The sequence below is a fragment of the Enterococcus sp. CSURQ0835 genome (assembly GCF_902706605.1).
GTDB lineage: Bacteria > Bacillota > Bacilli > Lactobacillales > Enterococcaceae > Enterococcus_A.
Window position 1 is genome coordinate 50,223 of record NZ_CACSLH010000005.1, and the last position, 14,420, is coordinate 64,642.

11 protein-coding genes are annotated in these 14,420 nt (G+C 43.1%); 10 read left to right on the top strand and 1 reads right to left on the bottom strand.

The window, feature by feature from the left end; genetic code table 11:
• Positions 1-18 precede the first annotated feature (18 nt).
• Genes GVJ38_RS03505 through pnuC form a run of 3 tightly spaced genes read left to right on the top strand, consistent with a single transcriptional unit; the run spans position 19 to position 2,579 of the window.
• A complete protein-coding gene (locus tag GVJ38_RS03505) occupies positions 19-1,008 on the top strand; it encodes an ADP-ribosylglycohydrolase family protein (protein ID WP_159721790.1) in 990 nt (329 codons plus the stop codon).
• Positions 1,005-1,868 (top strand): PfkB family carbohydrate kinase, encoded by an 864-nt coding sequence (locus GVJ38_RS03510; protein ID WP_159721791.1) that lies wholly within the window; start codon positions 1,005-1,007, stop codon positions 1,866-1,868. Before GVJ38_RS03505 ends, GVJ38_RS03510 begins: the two co-directional genes overlap by 4 nt.
• Positions 1,869-2,579, top strand: coding sequence for a nicotinamide riboside transporter PnuC (gene pnuC, locus GVJ38_RS03515; protein ID WP_159721792.1), 711 nt, complete (start codon positions 1,869-1,871; stop codon positions 2,577-2,579).
• Positions 2,580-2,641: 62 nt separating this feature from the next.
• Here pnuC and GVJ38_RS03520 read toward each other — a convergent pair whose 3' ends face one another.
• Positions 2,642-3,178, bottom strand: coding sequence for a DUF2179 domain-containing protein (locus GVJ38_RS03520; RefSeq protein ID WP_159721793.1), 537 nt, complete (start codon positions 3,176-3,178; stop codon positions 2,642-2,644).
• Between the two features lie 406 nt (positions 3,179-3,584).
• Here GVJ38_RS03520 and glgB point away from each other — a divergent pair, with 406 nt between their 5' ends.
• The 7 genes from glgB (at position 3,585) to GVJ38_RS03555 (ending at position 14,412) form a co-directional block, all read left to right on the top strand.
• Positions 3,585-5,489 carry a 1,4-alpha-glucan branching protein GlgB gene (gene glgB / locus GVJ38_RS03525; RefSeq protein WP_159721794.1) on the top strand — a complete coding sequence of 635 codons (1,905 nt, stop codon included), beginning with the start codon at positions 3,585-3,587 and terminating at the stop codon, positions 5,487-5,489.
• A 64-nt stretch (positions 5,490-5,553) separates the two neighbouring features.
• Positions 5,554-6,696, top strand: a complete 1,143-nt coding sequence (locus GVJ38_RS03530) for a glucose-1-phosphate adenylyltransferase (protein WP_159721795.1) — start codon at positions 5,554-5,556, stop codon at positions 6,694-6,696.
• Positions 6,686-7,837, top strand: a complete 1,152-nt coding sequence (gene glgD, locus GVJ38_RS03535) for a glucose-1-phosphate adenylyltransferase subunit GlgD (RefSeq protein ID WP_159721796.1) — start codon at positions 6,686-6,688, stop codon at positions 7,835-7,837. Before GVJ38_RS03530 ends, glgD begins: the two co-directional genes overlap by 11 nt.
• Positions 7,837-9,267 carry a glycogen synthase GlgA gene (gene glgA / locus GVJ38_RS03540; protein ID WP_159721797.1) on the top strand — a complete coding sequence of 477 codons (1,431 nt, stop codon included), beginning with the start codon at positions 7,837-7,839 and terminating at the stop codon, positions 9,265-9,267. Before glgD ends, glgA begins: the two co-directional genes overlap by 1 nt.
• Before the next feature lie 134 nt (positions 9,268-9,401).
• On the top strand, positions 9,402-11,837 hold the full coding sequence (locus GVJ38_RS03545) for a glycogen/starch/alpha-glucan phosphorylase (protein WP_442896006.1): 2,436 nt from the start codon (positions 9,402-9,404) through the stop codon (positions 11,835-11,837).
• Positions 11,818-13,659 carry a glycoside hydrolase family 13 protein gene (locus tag GVJ38_RS03550; RefSeq protein WP_159721799.1) on the top strand — a complete coding sequence of 614 codons (1,842 nt, stop codon included), beginning with the start codon at positions 11,818-11,820 and terminating at the stop codon, positions 13,657-13,659. Before GVJ38_RS03545 ends, GVJ38_RS03550 begins: the two co-directional genes overlap by 20 nt.
• 156 nt (positions 13,660-13,815) lie before the next feature.
• Positions 13,816-14,412, top strand: a complete 597-nt coding sequence (locus GVJ38_RS03555; RefSeq protein ID WP_159721800.1) for a hypothetical protein — start codon at positions 13,816-13,818, stop codon at positions 14,410-14,412.
• Positions 14,413-14,420 lie beyond the last annotated feature (8 nt).

The following is a 14,420-nucleotide window of genomic DNA, read 5'->3' on the forward strand; positions in this document are numbered from 1 at the left end:
TATTGAGGAGATGACAAGATGCAAGCAAAAATCGCGGCGACCCTTTATGGTCAAGCGTTAGGCGATGCGTTTGGAATGCCGTCGGAGTTATGGAGCCGCCGCAAAGTCCAAGCGTATTTTGGTGAGTTGACAACATTTGAAGATGGTCCGGCAGAAAATGACGTAGCCTGCAATTATCGGGCGGGCCAATTCACCGATGATACTGGGCAAGCGCTCGTTTTATTGGATTCATTGATCGCAACGAAATTTGTTCCCGACACGCAAGATATTGCGCAACGCTTATTGAATTGGGCGGAAAAGGAAAATGCGTTTGAACAAAATATTTTAGGTCCGACGTCAAAAGTCGCGCTTAAAGCTTTTGCTAATGGGAAGGAAGCCACTAATTTCACGGATAAAAGTGTTTCTAATGGTTCTGCGATGCGGATCGCGCCGATCGGTTGTTTGTTTACTCCAAATGAAGCAACTGAACTAGCGGAATTTGTGTATCAAGTGACGAAAGTGACCCATACGAGTGATGTCACGATCGCAGGGGCGGCGATGATCGCGATGGGCGTTAGCTCGGCGTTAGTCAATTCAGATTTTGAACAAGTTTTTGCTGATATGCTGGCGATGGAAGCTATCGCGCGGCCACTAGGAGTAGAAACTTTTACCCCATCACTCGCGCAGCGGATGAAACTAGGACGCGAGCTAGCTTTAAACTATCAAGGGCAAGCGGAAAAATTTTTGACGGCGATCTACGAGACGATCGGCGCGACTGTTTTGATCACAGAATCGGTACCAGCGGCGGCGGCGATCGCTTATTTTGCCAAAGAGCCGGCTTACTGTGCCTATTTATGTGCGAACCTCGGTGGGGATACCGATACGATCGGCGCGATGGCAACCGCGATCTGCGGCGCTTTTTGCGGCACGATCCCAGCTGAGCTGATTCAGACTTTACAGCGGGCCAATTCACTTGATTTTACTAAATATAGTACAGCTTTGACCCAAGCTCGGGAGGCGAGACGATGAAAACTTTGCTGATTGGTGCAGCCATCGTGGATCTGGTCGTTCATTTACCCCATTTGCCGAAACGAGGAGAAGATGTTGAAACGACTGACCAGCAGATCTCGATCGGTGGTTGTGCCTACAATGTAGCAAAAGCGATGCAATCTTTTGCTGAATCGGCGGATATGTTTTTTCCAATTGGGGATGGTTTTTATAGTCAGCTGATCCGGCGCAAGTTGGCAGCTGATCAGTTCACGTCGCTCGTCACCGTCGACCAAAGTGAAAATGGGTATTGTTTGTGTTTGGTGGAGCCAGATGGCGAGCGTAGTTTCGTAACGGTCCAAGGCATCGAAAGTGAGATCAGAACAGCTTGGTTAGCGAATCTAGGACAGTATGATCGGATTTATTTATCTAGTTATCAATGTCTAGGAGACAATGGTCGGCGGCTAGTTACATGGCTGAAAAAACAGACAGGGCAACTTTATTTTGCGCCAGGACCATACACTAAAAAAATCGCACCAGAAGTATTGCAACAAATACTAATGCTTCAGCCCATCTTACACCTCAATGAAGCTGAATGTTTAGCTTTAGCTGAGCAGTCCGACTTACATTGTGCAATGAGCGTTTTGTTCCAGCAAACGAACCGTCCTGTGATCGTCACGTTAGGTGCAAAAGGAGCTTGTTATTATGATGGGCAGCCGCATTATGTAGTGGGAACACCCGCAAAAGTGGTGGATACCATCGGTGCTGGTGATGCACATCTCGGAGCTCTCTTAGCTTTAGAGGCTAAAGGGATTTCATTGTTAGATGCACTACCGACTGCTAACGAATTAGCTGCGAAAGTCGTCGGAGTCACTGGTGCTACTTTAGAGGAGGAAATTTAAATGCAAACGCTCAAAAACTATTTCAATACGTGGACGAAATTTGAATTATCATGGCTGGTCTGTTCCAACGTGATCATGTTAGGTGTGGGGATCGTGACCCGTGATCCAATTTTAGCTTTGATTTCTGGTTCAGCGGGTGTCATTTCGGTCGTTTTATGTGCAAAAGGCCGGGTCTCAAATTATGTTTTTGCAACGCTCAATTCCGTGCTATACGCTTATATCTGTTACCAAAACCATTTGTTCGGCGGGATGACACTGCACTTATTGTATTATATCCCCATGAATGTTATCGGCTTTATCGCTTGGAACAAACGGAAAGATGCCCAAGGGGATGTTAAAGCACTCCGTTTGTCGAAAAAAGGTTTCACCATGGTCGTAGCCGGTCTTTTGATTGGGACGTTAGGCTATACGTTTTTCTTGCAGGCAATCGGTGGAAAATTATCGTTGCTTGATGCGTATATTGCCATCAATACGATCATCGCGACTTACTTGACTGTCTCGCGTTACGCGGAGCAATGGGTCTTATGGCTAGCAGGTGATGTGGTCAATATCATCATGTGGAGTTTACTGATCGGAAAATCACCGCAAGCTGCGACGATGTTGATTATGTGGAGTGCTTATTTGATCAATAGTTCGTATGGTTTATATAATTGGATTCGGTTGAACAAGAAGCAAGCAGGTGAAAGTCAAAAGATCGCAATCGAAAAATAAACCTAATAAATAAGGCAAGCAGATCAATTCGCTGATCACGCTTGCCTTTTTTACTTGTGATTTTATTTTCGGTGTCGAATTTTTTTGGTCCAAAAACCGCCAGAGATATATTTTGGTTCATACGAAATGATAAACGCCCGTTCCTCGATCTCTTTGATCAAACGATAAAGATCCCGTTCATTTGAGCGAGGGGAAAGGATCTCTAACACCATTCGTTCGCCTTCCCGGCCTTCAGCGTATGATTGCGTGACTCCGTACCCATTTTCGCGCAAGACGCGGGGCAAGCTTTTTTCCTCTGCTGTATTAGTAGGCAAGATCGTCGTGACCATGATGTAGCCCAGCGCTAGTTTATCTTCAATTTTGATCCCGACACTGATCCCGATCGCGTAGCCCAAAGCGTAGACGAGTAAGTTCAACGGATCATCCAGCCGGTTCAAGACAAGCGACAAGCCTAAAACGTAGACGGTGATCTCGATCATGCTGAGCAGCGGCGCCAAAATACGATAGCCTTTCATCGTCAACATGAAGCGAATCGTATTTAATGCGACATACGCAAAATTTATCAAGAAAATCATCGCCAACATCTTTGGATCGACCATTTCGTTCACCTCATTTATTTTTCTTCCAGCCTACCAGTTTTTGGTCAAAAGGCAATCAACTTGCTGGCAGAACAACGGAAAAAATAAAATCTTAAAAAATTTAAATAACGAAAATTATCACTAGAAATAGGAGATTTATTTTATCACCACCGAAAAATAAAAAATATATTTTGGAAAGTGATGAATGGTCTCGATTCCAGAAGCAAAATTTTCTTCATGGTCTTATCATAAAAAAACAGTGATGGAACTAGCAAAAAAAATCAATAAAATCAATTGAGTGGTAGTTTTCAACCATAAATTTATGTTATTATAATATAGGTGAAGAACTTAACAATTAGTAAATACTAATTTAGAGTTCATAAAATTCAAGAAAATAAGTCTGTTTGTTGGGAAAAGGTGGGTTACCATGAAAGAAAACACGAATACGCAAAATCAAATCGCTGAAGCAAAACAAAATTTTCTAACGGGTGAAAATTTTTATGCCCAACATCTCTTGGGGGTGCATCAAGAAAAAGAAGGTTACACATTTCGCGTTTGGGCACCGAATGCGCAAGCCGTTTTTTTAGTCGGTGATTTCAATGCTTGGCAAGATACTTTGCCAATGGAAAAAGATCATGAGACGGGCATCTGGGAAATTTATACGGAGACTGCGCAAGCTGGTCAGTTGTACAAATTCAAAGTCCGCCAAGCAGACGGCCGTGAGATCATGAAAATCGATCCGTTTGCGGTGCGTTTTGAAAAGCGACCGAACGATGCGGCGGAGATTTATCCCGTTCCAGCTAAGAAATGGAAAGACGGATTGTGGCGTGGACGGAGCAAACGGGTGAACCATTTCAAACGTCCAATGAATATTTACGAAGTCCATGCTAGCTCTTGGAGGCAACATGAAGATGGGACGCCTTATAGCTTTGCAGAACTGACGGAAGAATTAGTTCCTTACTTAGTTGAGATGGGCTACACCCACGTGGAGTTTATGCCTTTGATGGAACATCCACTCGGGCGTTCATGGGGCTATCAATTGATCGGTTATTTTGCTTTGAGCTCGTATTATGGGACACCTGAAGAATTTCAAAATTTCGTGGAAGCTTGCCATTTGAATAATATCGCGGTCATCGTCGATTGGGTACCGGGGCATTTTTGTATCAATGACGATACACTGCCTTACTATGATGGGACCCCGACCTTTGAATATCAAGATCCAGATCGGGCAAAAAATGTTCGTTGGGGTTCGATCAACTTTGATTTAGGGAAACCACAAGTTCAAAGCTTCTTGATCTCAAGTGCGATGTTTTGGTTGGAGATGTACCACATTGACGGTATTCGGGTCGATGCGGTCTCTAGCATGATCTATCGTGATTATGATGATGGTCCGTGGACGCCAAATCACGAAGGTGGCAACCGGAATTTTGAAGGCTATTACTTCTTACAAAAATTAAACGCGGTCATTAAATTAGCGCATCCGAATGTGCTGATGATCGCTGAAGAAAGTTCGTCTGAAACCAAAATCACAGGCATGATCGAATCTGGTGCTTTAGGATTTGATTATAAGTGGAACATGGGCTGGATGAACGATACGTTACGTTTTTATGAAATGGATCCGATTTATCGTAAAGATAATTTTAATTTAATCACTTTTTCATTCATGTACATGATGCAAGAAAACTTTATCTTGCCACTGTCACATGACGAAGTTGTTCATGGAAAGAAGAGTTTGATGCACAAAATGTGGGGTGATCGGTATAAACAATTCGCTCAACTGCGGAATCTCTACACGTATTTCATGACGCATCCTGGCAAGAAATTATTATTTATGGGAAGCGAATGGGGACAATTTCTGGAATGGAAATTTGATGAGGGCTTAGAGTGGGGTGACCTGTCAGATCATTTGAACCATTCGATGCAGCACTTCACAGCGACGTTGAATCAGTTTTATAAGGAGCAACCGTCACTGTGGGAATTGGAAGATTCTTACGATACGATCGAGATCATCGACGCGGATAACACGACAGAAAGTGTTTTATCATTTATGCGCAAAGGCAAACGCAAGAAAGATTTCTTGATCGTAGTCTTGAACATGGCGCCTGTCGAGCGACGAGAGTTTCATATCGGTGTTCCCTATCCTGGAACTTATCAGGAGATCTGGAATACTGAGATGGAAGAATTTGGTGGGACTTGGACGAAGCATAATGAGGACTGCCAGACAGAAGAAATCGCTTTTGGAAATTACCAGCAACTAGTGAAAACGACGATTCCGGCATTGGGTGCGATTATTTTACGGCCAGAAAAAATCAACACTAGAAAAAAGCATTAATTGGTAATAACAAGAGCCAATAAGGAGAGGAGGTTGATGAAGGATTGCCTTCATCAATACAAAGATGAAAACTGAAGTATTAGCTATGATTCTGGCTGGAGGGAAAGGTTCGCGACTAGGGAAATTGACCCAAACGATCGCAAAACCGGCTGTTCCTTTCGGCGGAAGATACCGAATTATCGATTTTACACTAAGCAATTGTATCAATTCAGGCATCAATAATGTTGGGGTCGTGACACAGTATCAGCCACTCGCTTTGAACAATCATATCGGCAATGGCTCCAGTTGGGGGTTTGACGGGTTAAATTCGGGCGTGACGATTTTACAGCCTTATTCTAGTAATGACGGCAGCAAGTGGTTTGAAGGAACTGCTCATGCGATTTATCAAAACTTAGAGTATATCGATCAGATGGATCCGCAGTATGTTTTGATCTTATCTGGGGACCATATTTATAAAATGGATTATGAAGCGATGTTAGAAGATCACAAGAAAAACAACGCTTCATTGACAGTTGCCGTAATCGAAGTGCCGATGGAGGAAGCTTCTCGGTTTGGGATCATGAATACAGATGAAAATGATCGGATCATCGAGTTTGAAGAAAAGCCAGAACAGCCGAAAAGTAATTTGGCTTCTATGGGGATCTACATCTTTAACTGGGGACGTTTACGCAGTGTGTTACTCAATAGTTATCAAAAAGATGATCAAATGTTGGATTTCGGGAAACACGTGATCCCAGCTTACCTTGAAAGTGGCGAAAATGTTTTTGCTTATCGTTTCAATGGGTATTGGAAAGACGTGGGTACGATCGATTCATTATGGGAAGCCAACATGGAATTTATCGATCCAAGTCATAGCTTAGATATTCGCGATAAAGCATGGCGGATCTCAGCGAAAAATACAGTTTCACCACCGCACTTTTTAACCGAGACAGCTAACGTGAAAGAATCATTGGTCGTTGACGGCTGTTATGTTGCTGGAAGCGTGGAACATACGATTTTATCAAATGATGTGCAAGTCAAAGAAGGCGCCAAAGTCAAAGATAGCTTCATCATGCCAGGCGCGACGATCGGCCGCAATGCGGTGATCAATCGAGCGATCGTGGGTGAAAATGCGATCATCGGCGACAACGCTGTGATCGACGGCGAAAAAGAAATCGCGGTAGTCGGCTATTCTGAAGTGATTGGAGTGACTGTAGATGAGAGCTAATGAAATGTGTGCCATTTTAGGCAATGTACATGAATACCAAGATTTATTACCGTTGACAGAAAAACGGCCACTAGCCACTTTACCGTTTGATTGTAAGTATCGGATCATTGATTTCAATTTATCAAACGCTGTCAATGCAAATATCAAATCGATCTATATGGTTTTCAACCAAGGATTGACTCAATCTGTCTTTGACCATATCGGCGGCGGCCGGGAATGGCATCTAGATAGTATCAAGAGCCGTTACTTCGTGCATTTTTTCCAAGACTTCTTGAAGAAAAAAGCAGAAGGTAAGCCGTATTATGAAGCGGCGATCGATTATTTACAAAAATCAAAATCGGAATACACGGTCTTCATGGGTAACAAAATGATCTGTAGTATCGATTTAAAAGCGGTCTTGAAGATCCATCAACAACACGATTCAGATATTACCGTCGTGTACAAAAAAATGCCAAAAGCTGAGATCTGTCCACGGGATACGATCCTTGATCTAGCGGAAAACAGTGTCGTGACGGGTACTCATACGATTGAAGAGGTGCCAAGTGAGCGCGACTTAGAAAATCTTTCGATGAATATCTATGTGGCTAAAACACAGTGGTTGATCGATGCGTTGACAGAGGGCCAGGCCAAAGGGACGCCGGTTGCGATCCAAGATTTCTTTGATCAAGCGATGAGCTATTCGAAAACGGGAGCTTATGAATACACTGGCTTTTTAAGCAATATTTTTGATATCAAATCATACTATGATGCCAATATGGCGATGTTGGATTCGAAAAAATTCACGTCATTGCTTTATTCCAATCAAAAGATCTATACAAAATTAAAAAATGAGATGCCGACGTATTACGCGCCGACTTCTGAAGTGAAAAATTCACAATTTGCAACTGGTTGTATCGTTGAAGGCAAAGTCAGCGATTCGCTATTTTCTCGGAGTGCTTTGATTGAAAAAGGCGCTGAGGTAACAGGCGCTGTCGTGATGCCAAATGCTAAGATCAAAGAAAATGCGATCATTAAATATGCCATCTTAGACAAAAATGTCGTCGTCGAACCTGGTGTGAAGATCATCGGTTCAAAAGAAAAACCAGTCGTGATCAAAAAAGACAGTCACGTGATCAGTGATGTCTACGGAGGCGAAGCTTAATGAAGGTCTTGTTCGCAGCAGCGGAATGTGCACCTTTTTTTAAAACAGGAGGCTTAGGGGATGTGGCAGGCGCCCTCCCCAAAGCATTAAACGCTAAAGGTGCTGAGATCCGCGTCGTTTTACCATATTTTAGTAAGATGGCGCAACAATATCGCGATCAATGTGTCGATCTTTTACACTTTGATGTGTATGTCGGATGGCGCAAAGAATATTGCGGGATCAAATATTTGAAACTAAACGGCATTGACTATTACTTTATCGACAATATGTATTATTTCAATCGCCCCAACCTTTACGGTGATTATGACGATGGCGAACGGTTTGCTTTTTTCCAAATGGCGATCATTGAGATGCTGGAAAAAGTCGACTTCATTCCTGATGTGATCCATGTCAATGATTACCACACGGCGATGATTCCGTTTCTTTTGAAAGAAAAATATAACTGGATCAATGTCTTTGGAAAGATCCGTACGGTGCTGACGATCCACAATATCGAATTTCAAGGTCAGTTTGGCGAAGAGATCTTATGGGATCTGTTTGGTATGGGATCTGAGCGGTATGAAGACGGGACGATCAAGTTCAACGATTGCGTCAACTGGATGAAGGCGGGGATCTTATACGCCGATCGGGTGACGACGGTCAGTCCATCTTATGCCGAAGAGATCAAAACGCCGGCATTTGGTTCGGGACTTGATGTGATTTTACGAATGGAAAGCGGTAAATTGAGCGGGATCTTAAACGGGATCGATTATGAGATGTATGATCCAGCCAATGATCCAATGATTTATGAGAAGTTTGACGCGAAGCATTTGAAGAAAAAAATCGAAAACAAAACGCGTTTGCAAAAAGAGCTGGGGTTGGAGATTCGCGCAGATGTTCCAATGATCGGAATCATCAGCCGCTTGACTTATCAAAAAGGGTTCCATCTAGTTTTAGCTGAACTTGAAAATCTATTGCAAGCTGACGTGCAAGTCGTGTTGATCGGGACCGGTGACCATGACTTTGAAAATGGGTTCCGTTACTTTGGCGGAAAATATCCGGAAAAGACCAGCATCAATATCACTTTTGATGTGAAACTAGCCCAACGCGTTTATGCTGGGGCGGATATGTTCTTGATGCCTTCTGCGTTTGAGCCTTGTGGGTTATCTCAGATGATCTCGATGCGTTATGGGACATTGCCCATCGTTCATGAGATCGGCGGCTTGAAAGATACCGTCGTACCTTTTAATCCTGTGACCCACGAAGGAACTGGCTTTGGCTTTAATAATTACCAGTCTTATTATTTGATGCAAGCTTTGGAACAAGCGATCCACTTGTATCAAAATCACCAAGCTGTTTGGCAAAAGTTAATGAAAACCGCAATGGCAAAAGATTTTAGTTGGGATGTTTCAAGTACCCGGTACTTAGAGCTTTATCAACAATTAAGCTAAACGAACGGACCAAAATCCAAGCGTAGGATTTTGGTCTGTTTTAAATTATTCCGCAACGCAATCATGAAATAAATGGATTTTATGATTGCGTTACGGTCAATAAAGAAAATGAAGGGTTGGGAAGAGAAATGACGATTACAAAAGAGGAGTTTAAGCAGCGATTTACGCGCCGCTTAGCCGAAAAATATGCGATGGAGGTCAAGGATGCGTCTGCCAATGAATTGTACCAGACACTTGGTTCGATCATGACCGCGGCTTATGCGGAAAAATGGCAACAAACGTGGCAAGATTACCGCAACCAAAAACAAAAACAAGTCTATTATTTTTCGATCGAATTTTTACCCGGGCGGATGTTGAAAAGTAATTTATTGAACATGGGCTGGTTAGATACGGTTGAAGAAGGCTTAGCTGAACTCGGGATCAAACTGGAAGAACTCGTTAAGATGGAACCAGATATGGCACTAGGAAATGGTGGCTTAGGTCGACTGGCTTCTTGCTTTATGGATTCGATCGCATCAACGGCTTTACCAGGTAACGGAAATGGAATCCGGTATGAATATGGGTTGTTCAAACAACGTTTTATCGACGGTTATCAAGTAGAATTACCAGATGAATGGTTGAACAAAGGCAACCTCTGGGAAGTTCGAAAAGAAAGTAAAGCTGTCAACATTCGGTTTGGTGGGAATGTTTATTTAAAAGAAGATGAGACGGGAGAATTGGAACCGGTTTATGAAGGCGGCGACATCGTGCGGGCTGTCCCTTATGACACGGGAATGGTCGGTTATGAAAATGATACCGTCAACACGATGCGTCTGTGGAGTGCGGAGATCCCAGCAGAAGAAGAGGACAAGTACCGAAATATCGACGATCGACGCAAAATCGAAAATCTGACTTCGGTCTTATATCCAGATGATTCCAATGAAGCTGGGCGGAAATTACGTTTATCACAAGAATATTTCTTCGTGTCAGCAGGGATTCAAAGTATCATTCGTCACTACCAGAAATTAAATGAACCGTTTGAAAAGATCAATCAATTCGTTGGCATTCACATCAATGATACGCATCCGGCAATGTGTGTGGCTGAATTCATGCGGATCTTAGTTGATGAAGAAAAAATGCCTTGGGAAAAAGCGTGGGACGTGACGGTGAAAGTCATGAGTTACACGAACCATACGATCATGGCTGAAGCGTTGGAAAAATGGCCAACTTGGATGTTAAAAGATGTTTGTCCGCGGATCTTACAAATCATTGAAGAGATTGATCGGCGTTTCGTACAAGAAATGACTGGCGTGCATCCTTTTGATTTGATTGAACGGACACGTATCATCCAAGGCGATCAAGTTCATATGGCCAACCTTTCCATCATTGGCTCGCATTCGACTAATGGGGTGGCAAAACTGCATTCTGATTTGTTGAAAGCTGTTGTCTTGCATGATTTTTATATCTTGTATCCCGACCGCTTCAATAATAAAACAAATGGGATCGCAGAACGGCGCTGGGGCCAACTGGCAAACCGACAAATGACCAAAGTCGTCGATCAAGCAATCGGAACGTCTTGGCATAAAAATCCAGAAGATATGCGCTGGTTGATGAATTATCAAACAGACCAACAAGTATTAGATGGCTTAGCTGATGCCAAACATCAAAATAAAGTCCGCTTAGCTGAATACATTGAAGCAACAACTGGCGTAGTGGTTTCGCCTGCTGCAATCTTTGATGTGCAAATCAAGCGGCTCCACGCTTACAAACGCCAATTACTGAATTTGATGCACATCTTGAAGCTATATTTTGATCTAAAAGAAAATCCAGCCCTTGATATCCATCCGCGGGTTTTCATTTTTGGAGCTAAAGCTGCGCCAAGCTATCACTATGCCAAATCTGTGATCAAAGTCATCAATGAAACGGCTAACATGATTAACCGCGATCCAGCGATCAACGATAAATTGAAGATCGTCTTTTTAGAAAATTACAATGTCAGCCTAGCTGAGATCATCATCCCAGCAGCTGATGTCAGTGAACAGATCTCATTAGCCTCAAAAGAAGCTTCGGGGACTTCAAACATGAAATTGATGTTAAACGGTGCCGTAACGATCGCGACGTTGGATGGTGCGAATATCGAGATTCGTGATGCGGTAGGAGATGACAATATCGCGATCTTTGGTTTGACTGAAGAAGAAGTTTATCGCTATTATGATGAGCAAAATTATGTGGCAAGTGATGTCTACAACAGCGACCCTGTATTGAAAAAAGTCGTGGATGCATTTGTCGATGGTTCGATCCCGAACATTTACAGTGAAGGCCAAGAGATCTATGATTCGTTGTTGAAATACAATGATGAATTTTTCGTCTTACGGGATTTCAAAGCGTATTGCATCGCCCAACATGCGATCGATACAGCGTACAAAGATCGTCAACGTTGGAAAAAGATCAGTCTGATCAACACTGCTAATGCTGGTCGTTTTTCAGCCGATTATACCGTGAAAAAATATGCGGATGATATTTGGCAGATCGAACCCGTCTTTGCTCACGTGACTGAACGGGGGGCACAACATGGAACGTATTTATTATAATCCGTGGCTCGAGCGTTACAAAAAACCTTTCGGCGCCGTTAAAATCGGAAAAAAAGTTGATTTTTGGTTGTCGGTGCCAGTCAAAGATATCGCAAGTGTCCAGTTGATGATCCGAAAAGAAGATGGTCAGCTGGGACTGGCTAGTTACCCGATGACAGACTTTCAAGAAGACTTGTATCATTGTTCTTATACTGTTGATCAAGGGAGTGGGTTGTATTTTTATTATTTCAAAATCGTCCAAGAAGGCTCGAACGGTGTGCAGTTCACCCGTTTTTATGGCAGTCAAGACCAAGGCGGCGAAGGCAAGATTTATAACCATGAATCAGAGGTCGCCTCTTATCAGTTGACGTGTTATGAAAAAGCCGAAGTCACACCAGCTTGGTATCGGGAAGCCGTTTTTTATCAGATCTTTCCCGATCGGTTTTGGAATGGCAATCCAGATCAAAAGGTGAATGCGCCTAAGAAAAATTCATTTCTTTATGGAACGTTAACTGATGATCCGCTTTATATTCGCGACAAAGCAGACAATGTCATTCGCTGGGATTTTTTTGGCGGTAATTTAAAAGGGATCGCCGAAAAAATCTCTTACTTGAAAGAACTGGGGATCTCAGCGCTTTATTTGAATCCGATTTTTGAAGCGACTAGCAATCACCGATATGATACGAATGATTACTTTAAGATCGATCCCATGCTAGGAACGGAAGCCGATTTTATTGATCTTTTACAAAAGCTGCATCACGCAGGGATCTCAGTGATTTTAGATGGCGTGTTCTCCCATGTCGGGAAAAATAGTCGCTATTTCAATTTGGCGGGGGATTATGGAAAAGATGTCGGGGCTTATTGGAATCCTGACAGTCGCTATCGCTCTTGGTTCAAATTCACTGACTATCCAAAAGAATATAAATCATGGTGGGGCATCGCCGATTTACCCGAAGTCGATAAGAGCGACCCGACCTTTCAAGAATTTATTTATGGCGATGTCGATAGTGTGTTAGCGAAGTGGAACGATTTAGGAATTGATGGTTGGCGGCTAGATGTTGCGGATGAATTGACCGATGAATTTATTGCCGGCATTCGGAAAAATCTTTCCGGCTATCCCAATATGGTTTTGATTGGAGAAGTGTGGGAAGATGCTTCGAATAAAGTCGCCTATGATAAACGGCGGCAGTATGTTTTTGGGGATCATCTGCAAGGGGTGATGAATTATCCGCTGCGAAACCAGATCTTAGATATTTTGAATCAAGGTCGAAGTTTCCGAGCGATCTGTCATGAAATGGTCCGTTATCAAGAAAATTATCCATCTGATTTTTATTATAACCAGTTGAATAATATCGGGACCCACGATACGGAGCGGATTTTGACGATGCTGGGTGGATCAGTGGAAAAGCTGACGAAAGCGTGGGGGCTATTGTTTATGATGCCGGGAATTCCTTGTATTTATTATGGCGATGAAGCCGGTGTGACTGGTGGTCGGGATCCTGAGAATCGAAAATTTTTCCCGTGGCACGCGATTGATGAAACGTTGTTTACCAGCTGTCAAAAATGGATCGAGCGGCGGAAAAAATATGACGCGATGAAAAGTGGCGCCTTTTTCCCATTTTATTCAGAACACAATGAGATCTTTGGGATCATTCGCTACTTAGAGGACGCGTATACGATTTATTTGATCAATGTGAGTGACACTCCGCAAAAGATCATTGTAGACGAGCTAATCAGTCCGCGAAAATACACTGGAGATTACAATGTGTTGCACCGTACGATCGAAGGAAAAGTCGTCCAACCGGCAGAAGAGATTTTTGTCAGTGCGGTCGTTACACCATAACAAAGCAGGGGCAAGAGTAGCTCGCTTCAAGTGAGGAGCAACTACTTTTTGCCACGCTGTTTTTTTGTTTAAAAGTCGTTTCAATCACTGATTCGCCAAACTTTTTTTAATCAATTTGTGCTACACTAGGAAGGAAAAAGAGATAAGGATGATCGTATGATTAAAAAAGATTTTTCAAAAGCCCATTTTCCCGCCTATGATGATGCAAAAGGTGTTAAGTTGAATTTGAATCAACCCAAACGTGATCTATTTGGCGGTCGGGATGATTTTTTGACGGAGCATTCGTTTACTAAAGAAGCGCGTCAAGTCTTGGATCGTAAAAAAAGTCAACCCACTACTGGCCGTCGCTCGATTCGAACAGAAGGCGTGACTCGGCAAGCGGAACGTTTAGACCATCGGCAGGCAGAACACCGGCCAACTGCTCAGGCAAGTCACACTTCAAAAGTAGCTCGTCCAGTAACTAAGCGTTCAGTGGTCGACTTTGCAAAATCGACTCGCCCAACGCGCAGTGGCACCCCTTTTGCGCCGACCCGAGTTCCAAAGTCGCTGATCCCAGAAAAAGTTGAGCAGGTCTCAGCCAATGAGATCTTGGCAGGCTTACACAAAACGCCGACTTCTTATTTGTTGTTCACCACCGCAGAAGAAGTGCCGAAACCGAAAAAAAATCATAGCACCCAGCGTTTGGAACGTTCATTAAGTGGGATCATGGAAGAAAATACGTTGGCGGAAAGTAAATACTTTAAAGATAAGTAGGAAGGATT